At 41.1% G+C, this 22,770-nt stretch carries 25 protein-coding genes and 1 other annotated feature; of the genes, 19 read left to right on the forward strand and 6 right to left on the reverse strand.

Features of this window, described 5'->3' with window-relative positions; genetic code table 11:
* Nucleotides 1-161: 161 nt before the first annotated feature.
* Nucleotides 162-374: a binding site (T-box leader), on the forward strand.
* Between the two features lie 62 nt (nt 375-436).
* On the forward strand, nt 437-2,854 hold the full coding sequence (gene leuS, locus HNQ82_RS09500; RefSeq protein WP_075039480.1) for a leucine--tRNA ligase: 2,418 nt from the start codon (nt 437-439) through the stop codon (nt 2,852-2,854).
* 62 nt (nt 2,855-2,916) lie between these two features.
* Nucleotides 2,917-3,213 carry a rhodanese-like domain-containing protein gene (locus HNQ82_RS09505; protein WP_075039481.1) on the forward strand — a complete coding sequence of 99 codons (297 nt, stop codon included), beginning with the start codon at nt 2,917-2,919 and terminating at the stop codon, nt 3,211-3,213.
* 61 nt (nt 3,214-3,274) lie between these two features.
* On the opposite strand, the gene HNQ82_RS09510 is transcribed toward HNQ82_RS09505, so the two are convergent.
* Complete coding sequence (locus HNQ82_RS09510) at nt 3,275-4,540, reverse strand: BaiN/RdsA family NAD(P)/FAD-dependent oxidoreductase (protein WP_183249150.1); 1,266 nt, start codon at nt 4,538-4,540, stop codon at nt 3,275-3,277.
* Nucleotides 4,541-4,640: 100 nt separating this feature from the next.
* Here HNQ82_RS09510 and HNQ82_RS09515 point away from each other — a divergent pair, with 100 nt between their 5' ends.
* Nucleotides 4,641-6,266, forward strand: a complete 1,626-nt coding sequence (locus tag HNQ82_RS09515; protein WP_183249151.1) for a putative polysaccharide biosynthesis protein — start codon at nt 4,641-4,643, stop codon at nt 6,264-6,266.
* Nucleotides 6,267-6,281: 15 nt separating this feature from the next.
* Here the strand turns inward: HNQ82_RS09515 and HNQ82_RS09520 are convergent, their stop codons facing one another.
* Nucleotides 6,282-6,542, reverse strand: coding sequence for a hypothetical protein (locus HNQ82_RS09520; protein WP_055440140.1), 261 nt, complete (start codon nt 6,540-6,542; stop codon nt 6,282-6,284).
* Nucleotides 6,543-6,648: 106 nt separating this feature from the next.
* On the opposite strand from HNQ82_RS09520, the gene HNQ82_RS09525 reads away from it, so the two are divergent.
* Nucleotides 6,649-7,371: a pseudouridine synthase gene (locus HNQ82_RS09525; protein ID WP_080730263.1), complete on the forward strand. Its 723-nt coding sequence runs from the start codon at nt 6,649-6,651 to the stop codon at nt 7,369-7,371.
* 38 nt (nt 7,372-7,409) lie between these two features.
* Here HNQ82_RS09525 and HNQ82_RS09530 read toward each other — a convergent pair whose 3' ends face one another.
* Complete coding sequence (locus HNQ82_RS09530; protein WP_012574138.1) at nt 7,410-7,631, reverse strand: DeoR family transcriptional regulator; 222 nt, start codon at nt 7,629-7,631, stop codon at nt 7,410-7,412.
* 173 nt (nt 7,632-7,804) lie between these two features.
* Between HNQ82_RS09530 and pepV the strand changes: the two genes are divergently transcribed.
* The 6 genes from pepV (at nt 7,805) to HNQ82_RS09560 (ending at nt 13,062) form a co-directional block, all read left to right on the forward strand.
* Nucleotides 7,805-9,202 carry a dipeptidase PepV gene (pepV, locus tag HNQ82_RS09535; RefSeq protein WP_183249153.1) on the forward strand — a complete coding sequence of 466 codons (1,398 nt, stop codon included), beginning with the start codon at nt 7,805-7,807 and terminating at the stop codon, nt 9,200-9,202.
* Between the two features lie 85 nt (nt 9,203-9,287).
* Nucleotides 9,288-10,439, forward strand: a complete 1,152-nt coding sequence (locus HNQ82_RS09540; RefSeq protein WP_343053479.1) for an MFS transporter — start codon at nt 9,288-9,290, stop codon at nt 10,437-10,439.
* Between the two features lie 33 nt (nt 10,440-10,472).
* On the forward strand, nt 10,473-11,003 hold the full coding sequence (thpR, locus tag HNQ82_RS09545; protein ID WP_032100425.1) for an RNA 2',3'-cyclic phosphodiesterase: 531 nt from the start codon (nt 10,473-10,475) through the stop codon (nt 11,001-11,003).
* A gap of 21 nt (nt 11,004-11,024) precedes the next feature.
* Complete coding sequence (locus HNQ82_RS09550; RefSeq protein ID WP_183249155.1) at nt 11,025-11,402, forward strand: CidA/LrgA family protein; 378 nt, start codon at nt 11,025-11,027, stop codon at nt 11,400-11,402.
* Nucleotides 11,399-12,070: an LrgB family protein gene (locus HNQ82_RS09555; protein WP_183249158.1), complete on the forward strand. Its 672-nt coding sequence runs from the start codon at nt 11,399-11,401 to the stop codon at nt 12,068-12,070. Before HNQ82_RS09550 ends, HNQ82_RS09555 begins: the two co-directional genes overlap by 4 nt.
* Nucleotides 12,071-12,105: 35 nt before the next feature.
* Complete coding sequence (locus tag HNQ82_RS09560; RefSeq protein ID WP_183249160.1) at nt 12,106-13,062, forward strand: NERD domain-containing protein; 957 nt, start codon at nt 12,106-12,108, stop codon at nt 13,060-13,062.
* A 13-nt stretch (nt 13,063-13,075) separates the two neighbouring features.
* Here HNQ82_RS09560 and HNQ82_RS09565 read toward each other — a convergent pair whose 3' ends face one another.
* On the reverse strand, nt 13,076-14,014 hold the full coding sequence (locus tag HNQ82_RS09565) for an EAL domain-containing protein (RefSeq protein ID WP_032100538.1): 939 nt from the start codon (nt 14,012-14,014) through the stop codon (nt 13,076-13,078).
* A 77-nt stretch (nt 14,015-14,091) separates the two neighbouring features.
* On the opposite strand from HNQ82_RS09565, the gene pulA reads away from it, so the two are divergent.
* A complete protein-coding gene (gene pulA, locus HNQ82_RS09570) occupies nt 14,092-16,212 on the forward strand; it encodes a type I pullulanase (RefSeq protein ID WP_183249162.1) in 2,121 nt (706 codons plus the stop codon).
* Nucleotides 16,213-16,293: 81 nt separating this feature from the next.
* The gene (locus HNQ82_RS09575) at nt 16,294-17,070 is read left to right on the forward strand and encodes a phosphotransferase family protein (protein WP_183249165.1); all 777 of its coding nucleotides are present in this window, start codon (nt 16,294-16,296) and stop codon (nt 17,068-17,070) included.
* On the opposite strand, the gene HNQ82_RS09580 is transcribed toward HNQ82_RS09575, so the two are convergent.
* Entirely contained in the window at nt 17,062-17,331 is a 270-nt protein-coding gene (locus HNQ82_RS09580; protein ID WP_055440130.1) for a YtzH-like family protein, read from the reverse strand. The two genes, HNQ82_RS09575 and HNQ82_RS09580, sit on opposite strands and share 9 nt — an antisense overlap.
* Before the next feature lie 72 nt (nt 17,332-17,403).
* Here HNQ82_RS09580 and trmB point away from each other — a divergent pair, with 72 nt between their 5' ends.
* Nucleotides 17,404-18,054 carry a tRNA (guanosine(46)-N7)-methyltransferase TrmB gene (gene trmB / locus HNQ82_RS09585; RefSeq protein ID WP_055440129.1) on the forward strand — a complete coding sequence of 217 codons (651 nt, stop codon included), beginning with the start codon at nt 17,404-17,406 and terminating at the stop codon, nt 18,052-18,054.
* A 79-nt stretch (nt 18,055-18,133) separates the two neighbouring features.
* Nucleotides 18,134-18,973: a YtnP family quorum-quenching lactonase gene (locus HNQ82_RS09590; protein WP_183249167.1), complete on the forward strand. Its 840-nt coding sequence runs from the start codon at nt 18,134-18,136 to the stop codon at nt 18,971-18,973.
* Between the two features lie 25 nt (nt 18,974-18,998).
* Here the strand turns inward: HNQ82_RS09590 and HNQ82_RS09595 are convergent, their stop codons facing one another.
* On the reverse strand, nt 18,999-19,295 hold the full coding sequence (locus HNQ82_RS09595) for a PepSY domain-containing protein (RefSeq protein WP_246348984.1): 297 nt from the start codon (nt 19,293-19,295) through the stop codon (nt 18,999-19,001).
* Between the two features lie 106 nt (nt 19,296-19,401).
* On the opposite strand from HNQ82_RS09595, the gene HNQ82_RS09600 reads away from it, so the two are divergent.
* The 5 genes from HNQ82_RS09600 to ytpR are packed head-to-tail and all read left to right on the forward strand — an operon-like array spanning nt 19,402 to nt 22,733.
* Nucleotides 19,402-20,469 (forward strand): M42 family metallopeptidase, encoded by a 1,068-nt coding sequence (locus tag HNQ82_RS09600; RefSeq protein WP_183249171.1) that lies wholly within the window; start codon nt 19,402-19,404, stop codon nt 20,467-20,469.
* Nucleotides 20,470-20,481: 12 nt separating this feature from the next.
* Nucleotides 20,482-21,009: a DUF84 family protein gene (locus HNQ82_RS09605; protein WP_183249173.1), complete on the forward strand. Its 528-nt coding sequence runs from the start codon at nt 20,482-20,484 to the stop codon at nt 21,007-21,009.
* Complete coding sequence (locus HNQ82_RS09610; protein ID WP_183249175.1) at nt 21,006-21,332, forward strand: thioredoxin family protein; 327 nt, start codon at nt 21,006-21,008, stop codon at nt 21,330-21,332. The genes HNQ82_RS09605 and HNQ82_RS09610 overlap by 4 nt, the downstream gene beginning before the upstream one ends.
* Nucleotides 21,325-22,131 carry a DUF1444 domain-containing protein gene (locus tag HNQ82_RS09615; RefSeq protein WP_183249177.1) on the forward strand — a complete coding sequence of 269 codons (807 nt, stop codon included), beginning with the start codon at nt 21,325-21,327 and terminating at the stop codon, nt 22,129-22,131. The genes HNQ82_RS09610 and HNQ82_RS09615 overlap by 8 nt, the downstream gene beginning before the upstream one ends.
* Nucleotides 22,128-22,733 (forward strand): YtpR family tRNA-binding protein, encoded by a 606-nt coding sequence (gene ytpR, locus HNQ82_RS09620; protein ID WP_183249179.1) that lies wholly within the window; start codon nt 22,128-22,130, stop codon nt 22,731-22,733. Before HNQ82_RS09615 ends, ytpR begins: the two co-directional genes overlap by 4 nt.
* Nucleotides 22,734-22,770: the final 37 nt, after the last annotated feature.

The raw sequence follows: 22,770 nt of genomic DNA on the forward strand, positions 1-22,770 counted from the left end.
ATATAAAAGCGCTTACATGAAACAAGTCCATAAAACCATATATAACCAATAAAATCGGTCGAGAAAAAAATCTCCCACAAAGTCTTGACTCAAACCCATACTTGAATACACTTGCAACGTGGACGTAAATTTTTTAAAATAATGTGTATAATGAAATAATGGAAATGACGGTGAAAAGGAGTAGTAGTAAACAAATGGCATGCAGAGAGTTGACGGGTGGTGTGAGTCAACCGAAGTTTGTTTACGAACTCGCCTTGGAGTTGCGTGTGCGAATGAAGTAGCGTGCGCCGTGAATCTGCGTTAATGATGAAAGTGAGCGTACGATTCGTGCGCTAACAAGGGTGGTACCGCGGGAGAATCCTCTCGTCCCTTTTTGGGATGGGGGGTTTTTTGTTTTTCATTTTTGTTAAAAATGGATCAAAAGGAGGTTTGTCACGTGAGTTTTAATCATCGTGAAATCGAGAAAAAATGGCAAAAGTATTGGGAAGAAAATAAAACGTTTCAAACGACAGACGATGACGGAAAGCGAAAGTTTTATGCGCTCGACATGTTCCCGTATCCATCAGGGGCAGGCCTGCACGTTGGTCACCCAGAAGGATATACAGCAACGGACATTTTAGCGCGCATGAAGCGCATGCAAGGATATAACGTGTTGCATCCAATGGGGTGGGATGCGTTCGGATTACCGGCCGAGCAATATGCGCTTGATACAGGAAATGACCCAGCTGAATTTACAGAAAAAAATATTAACAACTTCCGCCGTCAAATTAAATCACTCGGTTTTTCATATGACTGGGATCGAGAAGTGAATACAACTGATCCAAACTATTACAAATGGACACAATGGATTTTCTTAAAGTTATATGAAAAAGGATTAGCGTACATGGATGAAGTGCCAGTCAACTGGTGCCCAGCGCTAGGAACAGTATTAGCGAATGAAGAAGTCATTGATGGAAAAAGCGAGCGTGGCGGTCACCCGGTCATTCGTAAGCCGATGAAACAATGGATGCTTCGCATTACCGCATATGCCGATCGTTTGCTTGAAGATTTAGAGGAACTTGATTGGCCTGAAAGTATAAAAGAAATGCAACGCAACTGGATCGGCCGTTCAGAAGGAGCAAATATTCATTTTCAAGTCGATGGACACGATGAAACGTTTACGGTGTTTACAACGCGTCCAGATACGTTATTTGGTGCAACTTACGCCGTGCTTGCCCCTGAACATCCGCTCGTTGAAAAAATTACAACACCTGAGCAAAAAGAAGCAGTTGAAGCTTATTTAAAACAAATTCAAAGCAAAAGCGATCTTGAGCGCACCGATTTAGCGAAAGAAAAAACAGGTGTATTTACCGGAGCATATGCGATCAACCCAGCCAATGGGGAAAAGTTGCCGATTTGGATCGCAGATTACGTGTTAATGGGCTACGGTACAGGCGCCATTATGGCAGTGCCAGCGCATGATGAACGCGATTATGAATTTGCGAAAAAATTCAATTTGCCGATTAAACAGGTCGTTGCCGGTGGTGATATTTCAAAAGAAGCATACACAGGCGACGGGGAACATGTGAACTCTGATTTCTTAAACGGTTTAAATAAAGAAGAAGCAACGAAAAAAATGATCGAATGGCTAGAGGCCAACGGAAAAGGTGAGAAAAAAGTTTCGTATCGCCTTCGCGATTGGCTATTTAGCCGCCAACGTTATTGGGGCGAACCAATTCCAATTATTCATTGGGAAGACGGTACGATGACGCCAGTGCCAGAAGAAGAATTGCCGCTTGTGTTGCCGAAAACAGATGAAATTAAACCATCAGGAACAGGTGAATCACCGCTTGCGAACATCGAAGAGTGGGTGAACGTTGTTGACCCGAAAACAGGCAAAAAAGGTCGCCGTGAAACGAATACGATGCCACAGTGGGCAGGAAGCTGCTGGTATTATTTACGCTATATTGATCCGCATAACGATAAGCAATTGGCTGACCCTAAAAAATTAGAAAAATGGTTGCCTGTCGACATTTATATTGGTGGGGCAGAACATGCGGTATTGCATTTGTTATATGCGCGTTTTTGGCATAAGTTTTTATACGATATTGGCGTTGTGCCAACAAAAGAACCGTTCCAAAAACTATTTAACCAAGGAATGATTCTTGGGGAAAATAATGAAAAAATGAGCAAATCAAAAGGAAATGTTGTCAATCCAGACGATATTGTTGAAAGTCATGGCGCTGACACGTTGCGTTTGTACGAAATGTTTATGGGTCCTTTAGAAGCATCGATTGCATGGTCGACAAAAGGACTTGACGGTGCACGTCGCTTCTTAGATCGTGTATGGCGTCTATTTGTTGAAGAAGACGGTCAATTAAATCCGAAAATCGTTGACAATCCAGAAACAGATACGCTTGAACGCGTATATCATCAAACGGTGAAAAAAGTAACAGAAGATTACGAAGCGCTTCGTTTCAATACAGCGATTTCACAATTAATGGTATTTATTAATGAAGCATATAAAGCGCCTGTATTGCCAAAAGTGTATATGGAAGGATTTGTAAAATTGTTGTCGCCAGTTTGCCCACATATTGCAGAAGAGCTATGGGAAAAGCTTGGACATAACAATACGATCGCATATGAAGCTTGGCCAGCATACGATGAAGCGAAATTAGTCGAAGATGAAGTCGAAATCGTCATTCAAGTGAACGGAAAAGTGCGTGCGAAATTGCACGTGCCAGCTGATGCAACGAAAGAACAACTTGAGCAATTGGCGATGGAAGACGAAAAAATTAAAGAACAAATTGAAGGAAAAACGGTGCGTAAAGTGATCGCTGTGCCGGGCAAATTAGTCAACATTGTTGCAAATTAATCGTGAAAAAAGCCTCTCACATATGCGGTGAGAGGCTTTCATTAAGAGAAAGGAAGAGATAGATGAAAGAAATGACAGCAGCACAATTAAAACAAATGATGCAATCAGGTAAGCGTGTTCATGTGATTGACGTGCGCGAAGAGGAAGAAGTGATTTTTGGAATGATCCCGTCAGCTATTCATATAAAAATGGGCGATATTCCTAAGCGACTAGACGAACTAGATAAAAATGAAACGTATATGATTATTTGTCGTTCTGGCGTTCGAAGCGAACATGTTTGTCGCTATTTAGAGGCGCATGGTTATGATGTATGCAACATTGTCGATGGCATGCTCGGGTGGGAAGGCGAACTTGTATAATGGAAGCAAAAATGTAGCGAAAGTGATCGCTTAAACCAATAAGATCGCTTGATCGGCGATCTTATTGGTTTGCATATATGGCTGCATGCATGCCGGCAAGCCGCCCGGTCACAAGGGCAGCGGTAATATTATAGCCGCCCGTATAACCATGAATGTCTAAAATTTCTCCGCAAAAATAAAGACCTTTCATCAGCTTAGATGCCATTTCTTTTGGGTGGACTTCTTTGACGGATACTCCTCCACCTGTGACGAACGCTTTTTCAAGCGGCAATGTGCCATGTACGGAAAAAGAAAATTTTTTAAATAAGGCAACAAACGTCCGCACTTTGTCATGGCTTAACGTGCTTGCGACCGTTTGTGGATCAATGGTTGCTTGCTCGAGTAAAAACAATACATATCGCTCTGGAAGAGAAATCGTCGCTTTAACAATAGTTTTTATCGTTTTTTTCGGCTCTTCTTTCATGGCGCGCACAATACGTTGAAATAATGTCTCTTCTTTTTCATCTGGCAACGCATCAATCACCATGGTCACAGCAGATTGTTTTTTTAACTGTTTCACAACAAATTGGCTACATCGTAAGGCAGCAGGTCCTGAAATACCGAAATGCGTAAAAATCATATCCATTCGGTGTGTGACGGTTGGTTTTCTTTTTTCGTTGAATACGCTTAATGCAACATCACGCAATGATAGTCCTTGTAACGTTCGCTTTTGAATAAATGGCTCATGTGAAATAATCGGCACTTCCGTTGGAAATAGCTCTGTAATTGTATGTCCCGCTTTTTCTGCCCATGCGTAACCGTCGCCTGTCGAACCGGTATGTGGCACAGATTTGCCACCAACCGCAACGACAACCGCTTTTGCTCGAATCATTTCCCCAGTTTGCAGCGTCACTCCATATACGGATCCATCTTTATATTCAATGTCTTTGACAGGCGTATGAACGCGAATGTCAACGCGCAATCGTTTTAACTCGCGAAGAAGGGCTTGTACGACAGATTGCGCACTATCGCTCACCGGGAACATACGACCGTGGTCTTCTTCTTTTAACGGAACACCGAGTCGTTCAAAAAAACGAATAATATCTTCATTATTAAACATTGAAAATGCGCCATATAAAAAACGACCGTTCCCTGGAATATGTTGAATGAGTTCATCGATCGGCTTTCGATTCGTCACATTGCAACGCCCACCGCCTGAAATGGCTAATTTTCGTCCGAGTTTGTCCCCTTTATCAATAAGGAGGACACGTCCGCCTTGTTCTCCAGCAGCGATGGCTGCCATTAATCCTGACGGTCCTCCACCGATGACTACAACATCATATGCCATCACTTTCACGTCCTTTCTGTTATGATTATAATGATTTTATGTAAAAGAAAAAAGTGTGCTAAAATAAGTGAAGCAATGAATCCGTTAAGGAAGGGATAACATGTCATCATCAAAGTTATTGCGAGGAACATTTATTTTAACGGGGGGCGTGTTTTTGTCGCGCATATTAGGGCTTATATACGTCTTCCCGTTTTACCAACTTGTTGGTAAGCAAGGAGGAGCACTTTATTCTTACGGTTACGTTCCATACACACTATTTATTAGCATCGCAACGATGGGAGTGCCGCTTGCAGTATCCAAATTTGTCTCGAAATACAATGCACTTGGGGAATATGCGATTGGACGAAAGTTGTTTCGTTCAGGGATCATGTTAATGGCGGTCACCGGTTTTCTCGCTTGGCTTATTTTATATATGAGTGCACCACTATTAGCACCGTTTGTTGTCAATGATGACGGACACGGCAACTCGATTGCCGATGTTACTTCTGTTATTCGCGCGGTTAGTTTCGCTTTATTGCTTGTGCCGATGATGAGTTTAATTCGCGGCTTTTTTCAAGGGCATGAATCAATGGGACCGACAGCGTTGTCTCAAGTTATCGAACAGCTTGTCCGCATCGTCTTTTTGCTTGCAGGTAGCTATATTGTTTTACGTATTTTCGACGGTTCACTTGTGGCTGCCATTCAAGTGGCAACGTTTGCTGCCTTTATTGGCGCTGTCGGTGGACTAGCTGTTTTATTCATATACTGGTTTAAGCGAAAATCGTTTTTAGATGAACTATTAAAGCAAGATCGTGGCACGATCCATATGTCGTTAAAACATATGTATAAAGAACTGATCGCCTATGCAGCTCCGTTTGCTTTTGTTGGTTTGGCGATGCCGTTATATCAGCTTATTGATCAATTTACATTTAACAAAGCGATGGCAAGTATCGGGCTCGGTGCGGTTTCAGAGGACGCATACGGCATTTTTAATGTATGGGCGCAAAAGCTAGTTATTATTCCAGTCACGTTAGCAACGTCGTTTAGTTTAACGCTTATTCCGACGATTACGAAAGCATATGTACAAGGGGAAAGCAAGCGGTTACGAAAGTATTTAAACGATACGTTTCAAGTTGTTATGTTTATTACGATGCCTGCAGTCATTGGTATGGCGCTTTTATCTGAATACGTATACGCAGCTTTTTACAGCTATGATCCACTCGGAACAGAAGTGTTACGAGCATATGCGCCAACGGCGATTTTCTTTGCTTTATTTTCTGTGACAGCTGCTATTTTGCAAGGGATTAATAAACAAAAATTTACTGTGATCAGTTTAACGATCGGGCTGTTGTTTAAATTATTTTTTAACTACATATTTATCGTCTCGTTTGAAACGATGGGAGCCATTTTAGCGACGACAATCGGATATGCATTGTCAGTTGGGTTAAACTTATGGGTCATCCAACGTTATACAAATTATCGTTATCATTTTGTCGCCAAGCGTATATTGTTTATGGGGATTTTGACGGCGATTATGTGCGCTGCTGTTTGGCCGAGTGCAAAGCTGATGGATCGTCTTCTTCATTACAATGGAAGCATGATTCAATCGGTGATCATTGTTGCATTTGGTGGACTCATTGGGGTGGCTGTTTATTTTTATTTAAGTGAACGGTCGAACTTGTTATATGCTTTATTTGGAAACCGTTTTTCATTTTTACGGAAAAAAGAAAAGAAGGCTGTGTCATAGCCTTCTTCTTTCTATCTAGAAGTCGCTGCTAAATGGAAATCCGAGTTGGCGCTCAACGCGTTGGAGACGTCGATTTAAATTGTTAATTTGTTGTTGTTGGCGCTCTGTTATGCGCTCAAGGCGATCGATTCGACGCTCAAGTGAGCCGCTTGGAAAACCTGGTGTTCCTGGAAATCCTGGTGTGCCCGGAAATCCACTTGGAACCCCTGGCATAAACGGGGTACCCCCGTAATAAGGCATGCCTGGCATTTGTTGCTGTTGTTGGCGTTCATCCATTTGGAAAACTCCTTTCGCTTTAATTGTTACGTAGGCAGTATATGTGACAGTAGACATCGGTGTATGGACGAACGCCTAAAAATGAAAAACATTTGGAGGGATTGTAGTGCTACGAATTGATAAATTATTAGCTAACATGGGATATGGAACGAGAAAAGAAGTAAAAAAGCTGTTGAAAGCAGGCGTAGTTAAAGTCGATGGAACGATCGTTAAAGATGCAAAAATACATGTCGATCCAAAAGCGCAGGTTGTTACTGTATGGGAAGAAGAAGTGGAGTATAAACCGTTTATTTACTTAATGATGAACAAGCCAAAAGGAGTCATTTCAGCGACGGAAGATGCGGTGGAAGAAACGGTTGTTGATTTGTTAGAAGAGGAAGATCGGATTTTTGATCCATTCCCGGTCGGACGACTTGACAAAGATACGGAAGGGTTATTGTTGTTAACAAACGATGGACAACTTGCCCATCAGTTGTTGTCACCAAAAAAACATGTCCCGAAAACGTATGAAGCGATTATTGATGGGGAAGTCACGGAAGCGGATGTTGCTGCATTTCAGCGCGGTGTTGTGCTTGATGATGGATATGAAACAAAACCGGCAGAGCTTGTCATTATCCGTTCCGGTTTGCGCTCGGATGTTCAGGTTACGATTACAGAAGGGAAGTTTCATCAAATTAAACGAATGTTTCAAGCGATCGGTAAACGTGTTGTTTATTTAAAACGTATTCAAATGGGACCCATACCGCTTGATGAAACGTTAGAACCGGGAGAGTACCGCGAATTGACAGATGAAGAAATTGCTTTATTAAAGGGAGAGGACAAAAAATAGGAACCTGCATCGCTCAGGTTCCGTCTATATACATTTCATTATGACGACATCTTCACTCTTTTTTTAGTTGTTGTCCATTTACCTTTGCTAGGGCTGTGAATTAAGTCGTTGTATGCTAACACGTTTAAATCCCGCTGAATCGTTCGTGGAGTAATACCAAATTCGTCCACGAGCTCTTGCGTTGTCACTGTTCCTCTCTCATTAATGAACATGTAGACGGACTTAATACGGGTTAGCATGCGATCGGTAGATGGTTTCAAATGATCACTCCCTATCGTCACATCATTCGCATGGTACAACAAAGATGAAAAACTAGATGTCTCACTATTTATTTTACACGAAAGTATAAGAAAAATGCTATAAATTTGCTGAATTTTACACAATATTTACACAATTAATACCATATTTTTCTTAAGGAAAGGTGAAAGTGACGATGAATATGAACTGGATGGAAGAAGTAAAAAAGCGAGAAAAAGTCCTTTTGCAAGATTTACAAACATTTTTGCGCATTCCAAGCGTACGTAATGAACAAACAGCGACGAAAGAAGCTCCGCTAGGAAAAGAAGTGTATGAAGCGCTTTGTTACATGCTAAAACGCGGGGAAGAAGAAGGATTTGTTGTGAAAAATGTAGACGGATTAGCCGGACACATTGAAATGGGTGATGGAGAAGAGATTGTTGGGATTTTATGTCATGTTGACGTTGTTCCCGCTGGTGACGGTTGGACATTTGATCCGTTTGGGGCAACGATTGTCGATGGGAAAATTTATGCACGTGGTGCTTTAGATGATAAAGGTCCGACGATTGCTGCATTTTATGCGATGAAAATTGTGAAAGAGCTAGGGCTCCCACTATCTAAGCGTGTACGCATGATTATTGGAACAGATGAGGAAAGCGATTGGCAATGTGTCGAACGATATTTTCAAACGGAGCCCATGCCGACGCTTGGCTTTGCGCCAGATGCTGACTTTCCGATTATTTACGCTGAAAAAGGGATTGCCGACTTTGATCTTATTCAACAGCCAATGAATAAGCAAGCACATGATTGTGTTCTTCTTTCGTTTCAAGCTGGCCGTCGATACAATATGGTTCCAGATTTTGCGGAAGCTGTTTTGCGAAATGGAAACGACATAAAAGATCGTTTTCTCACATTTTTACGTTCGCATACGCTTGAAGGTGAGGTGCATGTAGATGGCGAAACGTTGAAGTTATCCCTTCGAGGTGTTTCTGCTCACGGTATGGAACCGAACAACGGAGTAAATGCAGGGCTATGGCTTACAAAATTTTTGGTGAATGAAGCACTTGATCCACAAGCAAATGAATTTGTCCGTTTTGTTTCTCAATACTTTTATGGAGATACGCGCGGACAGCAATTAGGGGTTGCGCATACAAATGAGGAACTAGGTGATTTGACGATTAATGTCGGTGTTCTTTCATATACAAGTGAACACGGGGGAAAGATCGGCATTAATTTGCGCTATCCTGTGACGAGCGACATTGCACATACGAAAGAGGCGATCGAGCGAGTAGCAAACCGTCATCACTTTACGTTAACAAACTTTTCTCATTCTTCACCACATTATGTCGCAAAAAACCATCCGCTCGTGCAAACATTGCAACGTGTTTACGAAGAACAGACGGGCGAACGGGCATCGTTGCTTGCGATTGGCGGTGGGACATATGCGCGTTCTTTACAAGCGGGAGTGGCGTTTGGTCCGCTATTTCCGAATCGTCCAGATGTGGCACACCAAAAAGATGAGTACATGTTTATTGATGATTTGGTTAAAGCAACAGCTATTTACGCTCAAGCTATTTATGAGTTAGCAAAATGACAGTTTCCAAAAATATGTTATAATGAAAAGTGCCGTCGATCATGACGGTACTTTTCGTCATTTTATATCGATATGGGGGATTTTTGTGTATACACGTATTTTTCGCATGTTTTACTTTTTACAGTTTTTTAGTTTCGGTTCGCTTTTTCCATTATTATCTGTGTACTTAAAAGATGAAGTCGGATTGTCGGGGACAGAAATCGGGATGATTATGTCGATTAGCCCGATCGTTATGATTTTCATCCAGCCAATTTGGGGAATGATAAGTGATTATACGCGTAAACCGGTTCAAGTGTTAATCGTATCTTTATTAGGAACAGCTTTTTTTGGCTTTATGTATTCGCTTGTTCACTCATATGTATGGTTGCTTGTGATTGCCGCATTACTTGCAGTCATGCAAAGTGGTATTGTTCCACTGTCTGACAGCATTACGCTTCATTATGTGCAAAAAGCGAATGAGCGGTACGGTTCGATTCGTTTGTGGGGAGCACTTGGATTTGCAGCTGCTGTTCCGATTGCAGGACAAGTCGCTCAGTTATTCCATCTTCATTTTATTTTTTACATTTTCGTTGCTTTGCTCATTATTTCAAGTGTACTAGCATGGAAGTTGCCAAGAGAGCAGTCAAGTGCAAAAGTGAACATTCGAGAAGGAATGAAAGCATTGATTCGTATTCCTAGGTTTCTTTTATTTTTGTTGACGACATTTCTCGTTTTCGGTCCGATTTATGCTAATAATTTTTATTTCGGTATTTTGATTACTGATTTAGGTGGAACGCTTGCAGGCGTAGGACTTGCCTTTTTATTAGCCGCAGGAAGTGAGGCGCCGTTTATGAAATTTGCTGACGGTGTCGTCCGAAAGTTCGGGATGATGAGTGTGTTATTAGTTGCGACAGCTTTGTCTTGTGCTCGGTGGACATTTTACTTTTTTGAACCACCGCTCGCTATTGTATATGCAACGACAATTGTACAAGGGGCGTCCGTCGGTTTGTTTATTCCGGCTGCTCTCCAATATGTTCGTGACATTACCCCCGCGCACGTGCGTACGACGGCCGTATCGCTTTATGCTACGGTTGGAAATGGGCTTGGGAGTTGGTTTTGTACGTTTGCAGGAGGGTATATTTTAGAGCGTTGGACGATTGAGCACGTATATTTATTTTTTGGATTGTTGACATTTGGGGGGATGGTCATTTTTGCTTGGCAGTCAAAAAAGACATTGCATAAAGTATCGGAAGTTTGATAAAATTTAGAAAATTAAAAGGTGGGACGATAAATGCACTATTTTTTAGCAATTCCTTTGCCGAGCGAAGTGAAAAAGCGGCTACATCATTTTATGTCTCAATGGAAAGCGCCATTTCGTTTGTTCGTTCACGAAGAAGATTATCACATCACACTTGCGTTTTTAGGGAGGGCAACGGAAGAAGAGCGAAAACAAATTACAGAGCGTATGCCAAAAACGGTTCGAAAACATAAGGCATTTTCGTTGCAACTGAGTGAAGTTTATTCGTTTGGCTCGCGTATTTTATGGTATGGCGTAAAAGAAGAGCCTCGTTTGTTTTCCCTTCGTCAAGATGTGTATGATGTTTGCGAGAATATTGGTTTTTCTCTTGATACACGACCGTTTACACCACATATTACGCTTGCGAAAAAATGGTACGGATCGTTTCCGTTTTCACTTGAAACATATCCACGAAAAATGGAAGGAGAAGACGTTCGCTTTTTTGTGCATGACGTTGTGTTATATGAGACACATGTAAATGAAACACCGAAATATAAACCGCTTATGCGCTTTCCTCTTTCATGATCTATAAGAGGGGGAGAAGAGATGGGGATTGTGATCATTCAAATAGGGGTATTGTATACGTTGTATGTTGTCGGTTCATTTATTCAGCAACTGCTACACATTCCTATCCCTGGAAGTATGATAGGGATGTTGTTGCTATTTTTATTGTTAATGACTGGAATAGTGAAGGAAGAGTGGATCTCTTGTGGTGCCAACATGCTTTTGTCTCATTTAACACTGTTGTTTATCCCGGCAACTGTTGGTGTCATGGATTATGTTGAACTTTTTTCAGGGAAAGGGATATGGTCCATTTTTGTTGTCATCGTGAGCACAATGATCGTCATGTTGTTTGCTGGTTTCATTGGTCAATGGGCACAAACACGTGAACAAAAGCGAATGCATGAGGTGAAAGGGGCATGATTGGCGCTAGTATGCTTTTATGGACAATAGTTGTGTATATGGCGATGCGCAAATTGTATGCTCGCTTTTATTTTCCATTGCTTGTGCCAATTGCAACGAGCACAGTCGTTATTATCATCACATTATCGCTTTTTCATCTATCATATGAACAATATATGGTCGGAGGAAAATGGCTTGTTCATTTGCTAGGTCCCGCAGTTGTCGCGCTAGCTTTGCCGCTTTATCAACATCGTTATACGCTCAAAAAGTTTTTATGGCCGTTATTATGTAGCACATTTTTCGGTACGATTATTGGAATAGGAAGCGGTTTATTATTGGCACGTCTTTTTCATTTACCTGAACAAGTTGTTCGATCAATTATTCCGAAATCAGTCACTTCACCCGTTGCAATGGATATTGCAACGCTCATTGGCGGCATACCAACGCTTGCCGCTGTATATGTCATGGTTGCAGGAATTTTTGGCGCAATGTTTGGACCAACGATTTTTCAACGCTTACGCCTGAATACAGCTTTAGGGATCGGAAGCGGACTTGGAGCGGCTTCACATGGCATTGGTACTGCAAAAGCACTTGAAATGGGTAAAAAAGAAGCAGCGATTAGCTCGGTAGCAATGACGTTAAGTGCGATTTTTGCTTCTCTTCTTTGCCCGTTGTTACTTTTGTTGTAGAATGAAAGTAACAATAGATTGCTGGGGGTTAAGGCGTGGGACAGCTGATTAAGCTTCAAGATTATATTTCGCGCTACGAGCTAGATATTTATCATTATCCAAGCGAGTTCATTCGCTTAAAGAAGAAGCAATGGGAACGAATGAAGCATGCATGGGAGACGGGGCAACTTGCTTTAAGGGTAGAACCACATTCATATGAATCATGGAAATGGCTTGAGGAAGAGCCGTCTCTCTTTGATAAAATTAAGCAAATATGGACAAGAAAAAAAGTCAAAGATGTGACGGACGAAAATGAACGGCTGGAAGAAGAGGAAGACTTTATGTTTTCCATTACGTCCGAACCGAAAACGATTGAAGAGTTAAAAATATTATTTTTAGAAAAGCTGTTTCAACTGCAAATTCGTTGGGCGAGTTCAACGCTAACGGAAGAATCCATTATTGATCCGAAATATTATTATGATGTATATTTGAAATATTTTTTGCAACGTTTTCCTGATACGTACTTATGTATGTATAAACCTGTGTTTTTATTGAAAAAAGCTCCTGTCGAGCTAAATACGATTTTAATTAGCCCAACGACAACGTGGTGCATTGCGTTTACGGAAGAACGAAAAAATAACATTATTGTTGGTTCAGCTGAACGGTTTTGGACGGAGATTTTTGATGATGTGGAGCGAAAAATCGTCAACCCGATGATTTCGCTTCACCGAACAGAAAAAGTTGTTCAAACGATTTATAAACAATTTTCTGTCGATATGCCGATCAAAAAAGTGTTGATGAATCGAGAAGGATATATTGATTATCGTTACGCACCGAGCGATCTTGATATCATCGATCGCCGTCATTATGATGCATGGTTTACGTCACTTAGACAGTTGACAATGCCGTTAAAGCATATGCAGCTGAAGGCAGCACAATCATTGTTGACGTATTGTGATACACGCTATTACGATCCGCTCGTCATTGAAGAAGTTGAGGAGGCTGATGAGTAGAGCTCAGCCTCTTTTATAGCGGATTTGGGCTCGGTTTGCCGATATAGTAGCCTTGAGCAAACGGAATGCCAATTTCGCGACAGTAGTCTAATTCTTCTTTTCGTTCAATTCCCTCAGCAAGTACGTGAATGCCAAGCGTCTGGGCAATTCGAGTTACTTCTTTTAAAAACGCTTGTTTCTCTTTTTCTTGGTCACAATTTTGAATGTAGTGGCGATCAATTTTTACATAATCAGGTTGTAATAGCGTAAGCATATCGATTGTTGAAAAGCCGGCACCGACATCGTCTAACGCTACTTTCATTCCTGATCGTTTATATGTGGCAAATACGTTCTTTAAATGGTCAATATCAATGATTTTTTCCGTCTCGACAACTTCAAATACAAGATCTTCAGGTGCTACCTCATATTGTTCGACGATGGAAAATGTGTGCCGAAGACAAAATTCGGGATTGTAAATTGTTGATGGTAAAAAGTTAATGAAACTTTTTATCCCTTTTTTTATTTTTGTACGTGCTCGAATCGCTTCTTCGCGTGCTCGCCGATCTAAAAATGTATGCAAACCTGTTTGTTGCGCAACAGAAAAAAGCTGTTTAGGCGAAAAGTGGTGTGAGCGTAGTAAACATTCATAACCGAAAATGTCCCCTGTTTTCGTATGAATAATCGGTTGTAAATAACTTGTGAGCGGTCCGTTTGTTATGCATTGGACAACGTCTTCATGCTTAATTCGCATGCTTAACTCATGAAGTGGAATGAACGGCCCCGGTGAATCGGGGTTTTTGCATAACGCTACGAATGTTTTTTCTTTTGGAACGATTGTCTCTACATATGTCGCTAATTGTTGCAATGAATCATACGAATAACATAAATACTTTTTTTGTTCTTCCTGCATAATAAGTAAGTAACCAGATTGTAAAATTGGAAATGGAACGCTACACGAGATGCAAGAATGCATCATTTCTCCCCCCCTTTATCTTAATCCATTTTACAATAAAAATGATTGACTTCAAAAGTGGAAGTTGGTGACCGATAATGATGACAAGACAACACCCGTTTGAAGCCTACTTAGATGAACTGTCATTAATTACCATTTTGCTACCGAACGATGTTGTTCACGAACGCGCACCAATATTTTTTTTATGCGATGAGGAACAAACGGCATACCGTTTAACAGTTCGTTCAAGCGAGAAACAGCAACCATTTACAAAATATGAGTGTTCCGTCCCTTTTATTGTTCCATTAGGGAAACGGTATGTCGTTTATACGGAAGAAGGATGGCAAGCTCCTTTACAAGTAGGAGCAGTGATGAGAACAAAAGCATTCGATGAATTATATGCATATGATGGAAATGATCTCGGTGCAACGTACAAACCGGAAAAAACGACGTTTAAAGTGTGGGCTCCGACGGCAACAAAGGTGTTATTAAAGCTTATTCATCCAAAGACGAAAGAAGAAACGATTCATGTGATGGTACGAGAACAAAAAGGGATATGGACATATACATTGTATGAAAATATGGAATATTTTTTGTATACGTATAAGACATATATCAATTTTGTTTGGCGGGAGGCAGTGGATCCTTATGCAAAAGCGGTTTCTGTCAACGGTGCATACGGTGTTGTTGTTGATTTGACAAAGACAAATATACCAAAGCCAGTCATGCCTCCGTTTATTTCTATGACAGATGCGATCATTTATGAAATGCATGTGCGTGATTTTACGATTCATCCAAGAAGTGGAGTAAAACAAAAAGGGAAGTATATAGGTTTAACGGAGCGAGGAACAATAGGTCCCAACGGAACACTAACAGGTCTTTCTTATATTAAACAGCTCGGTGTTACGCATGTTCAACTCATGCCTGTGCAAGATTTTGAAGGAGTTAATGAGCTCAAGCCACTTGAATACAACTGGGGATACAATACGGTACATTACAATGCACCAGAAGGAAGTTATGCAACTGATCCGACTGATCCATATGTGCGTATCATGGAGCTAAAACAGGCAATTCGAGCATTTCAACAGGAAGGTATTCGCGTCGTTTTAGACGTTGTATATAATCACGTATATATTCGTGAAACATCATCGTTTGAACATCTCGTCCCGGGCTATTATTTTCGATATGAATCAAACGGTTATCCGTCAAACGGCACAGGAGTCGGAAATGATTTAGCATCTGAAAGAAAAATGGTACGAAAATTGATTATTGATTCAGTGACATATTGGCTAAGTGAATACGGTGTCGATGGATTTCGTTTCGATTTAATGGGCATTTTAGATATCGATACAATGAATGACGTTCGCCGTGCCATCGATGCAATTGATCCGACGGTTCTTGTTCTTGGTGAAGGTTGGGAGTTAGCTACTCCATTACCCCAAGAAAAAAAGACAACGATTGCAAACGCAAAACATACGCCACGCATTGCTTACTTTAATGATCGATTTCGTGACTATGTTAAAGGTAGCACATTCCAAGTGCACGATCGAGGATTTGCGTTAGGGGATTGCTCATATAAAGAAGCAGTAATGGAAGTTATTCGTGGAAGCATTCATCTATTTTTTTCACCAAGGCAAAGTGTCAATTATGTCGAATGTCACGATAATCATACATTATGGGATAAAATGATCATCGCCAACGCACATGAAAGCGAATATATTCGTCGCAAACGTCAAAAGCTAGCTACAGCGATCGTTTTATTATCGCAAGGTATTCCTTTTTTGCATAGCGGGCAAGAGTTTTATCGAACAAAACAAGGGATTGAAAATAGCTATAACGCTCCTGATGAAGTGAATCGAATCGATTGGGAGCGGAAAAGTGCATGTGAAGAGGATATCCGGGAGATGATGGCTCTCATTGCGCTTCGTAAAAAACATGGCGCGTTTCGTTTTTTTACTGCCGATCAAGTTCGGCGTCACATAAAATTTTATGATACACACCCATCTGTTATTGCTTATCAACTAGTTGACGTCGGTGCGTATGGCTCATGGGAACAAATTGTTGTTGTGCATCATAATGAGGAGAAAAAAACGACATTGCCCCTTTTTGAAGGAAGATGGGAAATTATATTTAGCTCGAATGAAAAAGATATAGGAAAAATAAGCGAACGGTATATTGAAATAAATGGAATTGGTACGTGGGTATTAATTGAATGTTGACGGGGAAACGATGAGAAAGATAAAATCTAGTAAGATGACAATTGCAATTTTTATTTTGACTAAGTCGAAAGGTGAGCTCACTTGGAACAGTTACTAGGTAAGGAGTGGGAAATTTCCCCGGCAGGTGGTGCGACAGGGGATGCATATATTGCAGAGCACGATGGGAAGAAGTTGTTTTTAAAGCGCAACTCTTCTCCATTTTTAGCTGTTTTATCAGCAGAAGGAATCGTTCCAAAATTAGTATGGACGAAACGAATGGAAAATGGAGATGTCATTACTGCCCAACAATTTTTACAAGCGCGTGAATTAAAGCCGCATGATATGACTAGCAAACAGGTTGCCCAATTGCTTCGAAAAATTCACCGCTCGAAAGAATTGTTGGGGATGATGGAGCGTCTCGGTAAAACACCTTTGGTACCTCATCGTTTGTTAGAGGAAATCAAGAAAAATGAATATGTTGAGTTAAAAGCGCACTCGGCCGTTCGAGACGCATTTGCATTTTTAGAGCGACACGTAGACGATGTGTATTGTACAGATTATGTCGTTTGCCATTGCGATATGAATCATAATAATTGGCTGTTAACAGAAGATAATCAACTATATTTAATTGACTGGGATAGTGCAATGATCGCAGATCCTGCGATTGATATCGGAATGTTATTATATGCTTACATTCCACGAGAACAGTGGGCGAGTTGGTTAGAAGAATATGGCATGGAGTTCGATGAACAATTGCAGTTACGTATGAAATGGTATACTGTTGCCCAAACGGTTGGGCTGCTTGCATGGTATAAAGGACGGAATAATGAAAAGGAAATGCAACGACTGTTGCATTTCCTTGAACATGTGCTACGTTAATTGATCCATCCAATCAGCAAGTTGCTGTTCATGTTGATTGATATGTGAAGAAAGATCGGTTGCATTTTTGCCGTTTTGACTGTACGTGTAAATATGGGACAATGTTTGTTTCAGTTCAGAATGGACAGCATCGTTCGCCATTAACGATTTAGCGAGCCGCTCAATTTGTTCACATTCTGCTACCGTTCCTGAACGATCAAGTTGGTGTTCCGATAAAATATCTTTTAATACAGTTAATTGATGCTCATGATTAATGGCCATGTTCATCCCCCTATTCGTTTATTAATATGGCCATTTTTATCTTTTTATATGCAAAGAAACGGAGGATGAGACGTGCGTTTAAGAAATAAGCCTTGGGCGAAAGAAAAAATTGCAGCATATCCACAATACATTATCCCGCAACCTGAACGATACAAAGGGCGTTGGCGTGAATTGTTTTCAAACGATCATCCGATTCATATCGAAATTGGTACAGGAAAAGGTCGCTTTATTACGGAAATGGCAAAAATGAACCCGAATATTAACTATATCGGAATTGAATTGTATGAGAGCGTCATCGTATGTGCGCTTGACAAGTTAATTGAAAATGATTTGCCAAATTTGCGCTTATTAAATGTCAATGCAAAAGATTTAACAAATGTTTTTGCCAAAGGAGAGGTTGAACGTATTTATTTGAACTTCTCTGATCCGTGGCCAAAAAAGCGACATGAAAAACGTCGCCTAACGTATCGTTCGTTTTTAGAGTTATACGAAAACATTTTAGTTGATGAGGGGGAAATTCATTTTAAAACGGATAACCGTGGATTGTTTGAATATTCTCTTGTCAGCTTCTCGCAATATGGTTTAGTTTTTCAATATGTCAGCCTCGACCTTCATCGAAGTAATTTCGAAGGAAATGTCATGACAGAATATGAACAAAAATTTTCAGAAAAAGGAAACCCGATTTACCGTTGTGAAGTAAAGTATCGGAAACCTATGTCATAATTAGGCATAGGTTTTTTTCTTTTCTGAATATTTTTGTAATGTTAAAATGAGTAATGAAAGAGGACAAGGGGGAGAAATAATGGAGAAATTAACGATCGGTCAAGCAACAATGACGTGGTTAAATGGAGGAATTACACATTTAGACGGTGGAGCGATGTTCGGTGTCGTACCAAAGCCGCTTTGGGTGAAAAAATACCCATGCAACGAACAAAATCAAATTCCGCTCCGCACCGATCCCATTTTATTGCAAATGGATGGGAAAAATATATTAATTGAATCTGGCATCGGGCGAGGAAAACTAAATGAAAAGCAAAAACGAAACTTTGGTGTAACAGAAGAGTCCTCATTAGAAGAGCAGTTGGCGCTTCTTTCTTTGACACCCGAAGACATTGATTTTGTATTAATGACGCATTTGCATTTCGATCATGCGAGCGGTTTAACGAAATGGGAAGGGGATACGCTCGTTCCGACGTTTTCGCGAGCGCGCATTATTACGTCAGCAGTAGAGTGGGCGGAGATGAGAGAACCAAACATTCGCTCGCGCAACACGTATTGGAAAGAAAACTGGGAAGCGATTGTTGACCAAGTCGATACGTTCGCGGAACAATTGGAAGTTGTTTCAGGGGTAACGATGATTCATACAGGCGGTCATAGCGATGGACATGCGATCATTATTATTACATCTGAAGGGGAAACAGTCGTTCATCTCGGTGATTTAATGCCGACACACGCTCATCAAAATCCGCTTTGGGTCATGGCGTATGATGATTACCCAATGACATCTATTTTTGCTAAACAAAAATGGCTTGCTTATGGAATGGAAAACAATGCATGGTTTACATTTTATCACGATGCATACTATCGTGCGGTCCGTTGGAATGATCAGTTTCAAATCGTCGAAGCGCTCAAACGTCAATAAAAACCCAAGCAAAGTCGCTTGGGTTTTACAATTTTCGTGCATCAATAATCGTTCCTGATTTTGCATCAATAAAACATTCATATGCACCTGTTGGACGAGTAATTCCCCCTCGATAGACGTCGTAACGCAATCCGTTTTTTTCGATCGTTTCAACGGTCGTTTGAATCCACGATCCTGTAATCGCACCAGTTTGTTGAAAAGCTTCTTTTGCCTTTTGAAGCGCTTGTTCAGATGAAATCAAACGTTTATGTTGCCACTGATGAAATATGTACGCAGCCGTTGCACCGACAACGATGCCGGTAAGAAATGTTTTGATGCGCATATGCATTCCTCCACTTTTTCTTTTAGTATACCGAATTGTATGGGTGGAAACTACATGTAAAATTCGCTACAATGACAAATAGCGAGAAAAGAAAGGGGAAACAGCGATGGATTTGCAATTGTTTCAAACGTTAACCGAATTGCCAGGAGCGCCGGGAAATGAACATGCGGTGCGCGCTTTTATGCGTGAGCAGTTACAAAAATATGCCGATGATATTGTGCAAGATCGGCTCGGAAGTATTTTTGGGGTAAAGCGAGGAACAGAAAATGAACCGGTCGTGATGGTTGCTGGACATATGGATGAAGTTGGTTTTATGGTCACTGCTATTACTGAGCAGGGGATGATTCGTTTTCAACCGCTTGGCGGGTGGTGGAGTCAAGTATTGTTAGCTCAACGTGTGCAAATTATAACGGATCACGGTCCAATTACCGGTGTGATTGGTTCGATTCCACCGCATTTGCTCGATGAAGAACAGCGGAAAAAGCCGATGGATATGAAAAATATGTTGATTGACGTTGGGGCGGATGATCGGAACGATGCGGAGCGTATGGGCATTCGTCCTGGGCAACAAATTGTGCCCATTTGTCCATTCACACCGTTAGCAAATGAGAAAAAAATTATGGCGAAAGCGTGGGACAATCGTTACGGTTGCGGTTTAGCGATTGAGTTATTAAAGGAGTTAAAAGATGAAACGTTGCCAAATGTATTATATTCTGGAGCGACAGTTCAAGAAGAAGTCGGATTGCGCGGTGCACAAACAGCAGCTACGATGATCAAGCCGGATATTTTCTTTGCGCTAGATGCAAGTCCAGCGAACGATATGACAGGCGATGAAAAAGAGTTCGGTCATCTTGGTAAAGGTGCACTTGTGCGCATTTATGATGCCACAATGATTACTCATCGCGGCATGCGCGAATTTATTTTAGATACAGCAGAAACAAACAATATTCCATACCAATATTTCATTTCGCCAGGTGGCGGAACAGATGCAGGCAAAGTACATATCGCAAATAGTGGTGTCCCTTCAGCTGTCATTGGCATTTGTGCACGGTATATTCATACGCATGCATCGATCATTCATATTGACGATTACGAAGCGGCAAAACAGCTATTAGTCGCTCTTGTGAAACAGTGTGATCGCGCGACAGTGGATGCTATTCGCCATAACGCTTAAGGAGATGTATGGATGAAAATCGCTGTTGGAACGAAAAACAACACGAAAGTAAAAGCGGTAAAAGCTGTATTTCATGAGGCTCACCATACGATCATGGCGAGCGATGTGCAACCAAGTGTATCCAAACAACCGTTTTCTGATGAAGAAACGTTGCAAGGCGCTATTGAGCGAGCGACATTAGCAGTTTCCCAGCAACAAGCCGATATTGGGATTGGATTAGAAGGCGGCGTATTTGTTGCACAAGATGGGACGATTTGGCTATGCAATTGGGGAGCGCTCGTTGATCGTGATGAAGTCGTTGTTGTTGCCGGAGGGGCGCGCATTCCGCTTCCTAGAGAGATAGGTGAACAACTAAAAATGGGAAAAGAATTAGCTGAAGTGATGGATGGATACGCCAATCGCCACGACGTTCGTTCAAATGAAGGAGCGATCGGCATTTTGACGAATGGAGCAATCGATCGAACAACGATGTATACACATATCGTTCATATGTTAAAAGGGCAATATGAGCATAAAAAGAAAGGGTGGATCAATAGATGAAAACGATTGAACGTATCGAGCAGTATAATGAAGTCATAAAAAAGGGAAAAGTCATCATGATGTTTACGGCTGATTGGTGCCGTGATTGTCAATTCATCAAACCAGTTTTACCGGAGATTGAAGCACAATTTCCGGATTATACGTTTTATGCGATTGATCGCGACCAATGGCTTGACTTGTTTACAGAGCATAACGTATTCGGCATCCCGAGTTTTATCGCATATGAAAATGGGCAAGAACGTGGACGATTTGTGAGCAAAGATCGGAAAACGAAAGAAGAAATTGTCTCGTTCATTCAAAGCTTAGGTGAGCGTGATGAATAGTAAGCAAATAAGCGAGCATATTCAACAGCGTTTATCTCATTATCCATGGGATTTCCAATGGGATCGAAAAAAAGATACACTTCGTATTGAGCATCGCGAAACGAAAAAAGGAGTGACCATCTCCTTGCCCCACGTTATTGCAAAATGGGAGCTTGAAAAAGAGCGTGCCATTGATGAGGTCGTTTATTATGTCGAGCAAACGTTAACGGCATTACATGATGATTCACCGCTACAAGGAAAAGAAAAACATATATATCCGGTCATTCGCTCTACCTCATTTCCGACAAAAACGAATGAAGGGACGATGTTTATTTATGACGAACATACAGCAGAAACGCGCATTTATTATGCACTTGATTTAGGAACAACGTATCGCCTCATTGATGAACGTTTAGTTGAATTGGAGCACTGGGATGTGCAACAATTGAAAGAGATCGCACGTTTTAATGTTCGTTCATTGCCAACAACGGTGAAAGAAGACCGTGTCGCTGGCAATACGTTTTATTTTATAAACACAAATGACGGATATGATGCAAGTCGCATACTAAATGATGCTTTTTTAAAAAAGTTTTCTGAAAAAATAAAAGGAACGATGTTACTTGCTGTTCCTCATCAAGATGTGCTCATTATTGCTGACATTGAGAACGAAATCGGCTATGATGTACTTGCGCAGCTGACGATGAGTTTTTTTGCAAGTGGAAGAGTGCCGATTACTGCTCTTTCGTTTTTATACGAAGATGGGCAGTTGCAACCAATTTTTATTCTCGGAAAAAATCGTCGAAAGGATGAGAAACAATGAACGTATTTTACAACCGTGAGGGCATTGGCGATACGTTGCTTATTACATTAAAGGTTGTTGACCCACAAGAGCGTGCTTTTGAGAAAAAAGGAGATGTTGTGCGCATTTTTAATGAACAGACGGGTGAAACTGTTGGCTACAATATTTTTCATGCGTCTACATATGGCACATTTGAAGGAAATGGAGTTGTTGAGCTAACCGAACAAGTCATTACGACAATTAACGACATATTGCAAAAAAATGGTGTGAATGAACAAGTAAAGGCTGATTTTTCACCAAAGTTTGTTGTCGGTTACGTAAAAGAAAAAGAGAAACATCCGAATGCTGATAAGTTAAGTGTTTGTCAAGTAGATGTTGGTACGGAAACGTTGCAAATTGTATGTGGGGCTCCAAACGTAGAAGCGGGACAAAAGGTCGTGGTTGCTAAAGTCGGAGCGGTCATGCCAAGCGGTCTAGTCATTCAAGAGGCAGAGCTTCGTGGAGTGAAATCTTATGGGATGATTTGTTCTGCGCGCGAGTTAGATTTGCCAAACGCTCCACAAGAAAAAGGTATTCTTGTTTTACATGATGAGTACGAAGTAGGCCAACCATTTTTCAGCTGACTTCCGTGACGGCAGTCAGCTTTTTTTGTGGTAAAAT

This window comes from Anoxybacillus tengchongensis (assembly GCF_014201585.1).
In the GTDB taxonomy this organism is placed as follows: domain Bacteria; phylum Bacillota; class Bacilli; order Bacillales; family Anoxybacillaceae; genus Anoxybacillus; species Anoxybacillus tengchongensis.

Coding starts and splice junctions, on each gene's coding strand:
- HNQ82_RS09565 (WP_032100538.1), bottom strand. CDS start 14,014: ATGCATTCTTGCATCTCGTGTAGCGTTCCATTTCCAATTTTACAATCT.
- HNQ82_RS09590 (WP_183249167.1), top strand. CDS start 18,134: ATGGAGAAATTAACGATCGGTCAAGCAACAATGACGTGGTTAAATGGA.
- pulA (WP_183249162.1), top strand. CDS start 14,092: ATGATGACAAGACAACACCCGTTTGAAGCCTACTTAGATGAACTGTCA.
- HNQ82_RS09520 (WP_055440140.1), bottom strand. CDS start 6,542: ATGGATGAACGCCAACAACAGCAACAAATGCCAGGCATGCCTTATTAC.
- HNQ82_RS09515 (WP_183249151.1), top strand. CDS start 4,641: ATGTCATCATCAAAGTTATTGCGAGGAACATTTATTTTAACGGGGGGC.
- HNQ82_RS09595 (WP_246348984.1), bottom strand. CDS start 19,295: ATGCGCATCAAAACATTTCTTACCGGCATCGTTGTCGGTGCAACGGCT.
- pepV (WP_183249153.1), top strand. CDS start 7,805: ATGAATATGAACTGGATGGAAGAAGTAAAAAAGCGAGAAAAAGTCCTT.
- ytpR (WP_183249179.1), top strand. CDS start 22,128: ATGAACGTATTTTACAACCGTGAGGGCATTGGCGATACGTTGCTTATT.
- HNQ82_RS09610 (WP_183249175.1), top strand. CDS start 21,006: ATGAAAACGATTGAACGTATCGAGCAGTATAATGAAGTCATAAAAAAG.
- HNQ82_RS09600 (WP_183249171.1), top strand. CDS start 19,402: ATGGATTTGCAATTGTTTCAAACGTTAACCGAATTGCCAGGAGCGCCG.
- thpR (WP_032100425.1), top strand. CDS start 10,473: ATGCACTATTTTTTAGCAATTCCTTTGCCGAGCGAAGTGAAAAAGCGG.
- HNQ82_RS09505 (WP_075039481.1), top strand. CDS start 2,917: ATGAAAGAAATGACAGCAGCACAATTAAAACAAATGATGCAATCAGGT.
- HNQ82_RS09615 (WP_183249177.1), top strand. CDS start 21,325: ATGAATAGTAAGCAAATAAGCGAGCATATTCAACAGCGTTTATCTCAT.
- HNQ82_RS09550 (WP_183249155.1), top strand. CDS start 11,025: ATGGGGATTGTGATCATTCAAATAGGGGTATTGTATACGTTGTATGTT.
- HNQ82_RS09580 (WP_055440130.1), bottom strand. CDS start 17,331: ATGGCCATTAATCATGAGCATCAATTAACTGTATTAAAAGATATTTTA.
- HNQ82_RS09555 (WP_183249158.1), top strand. CDS start 11,399: ATGATTGGCGCTAGTATGCTTTTATGGACAATAGTTGTGTATATGGCG.
- HNQ82_RS09510 (WP_183249150.1), bottom strand. CDS start 4,540: ATGGCATATGATGTTGTAGTCATCGGTGGAGGACCGTCAGGATTAATG.
- HNQ82_RS09605 (WP_183249173.1), top strand. CDS start 20,482: ATGAAAATCGCTGTTGGAACGAAAAACAACACGAAAGTAAAAGCGGTA.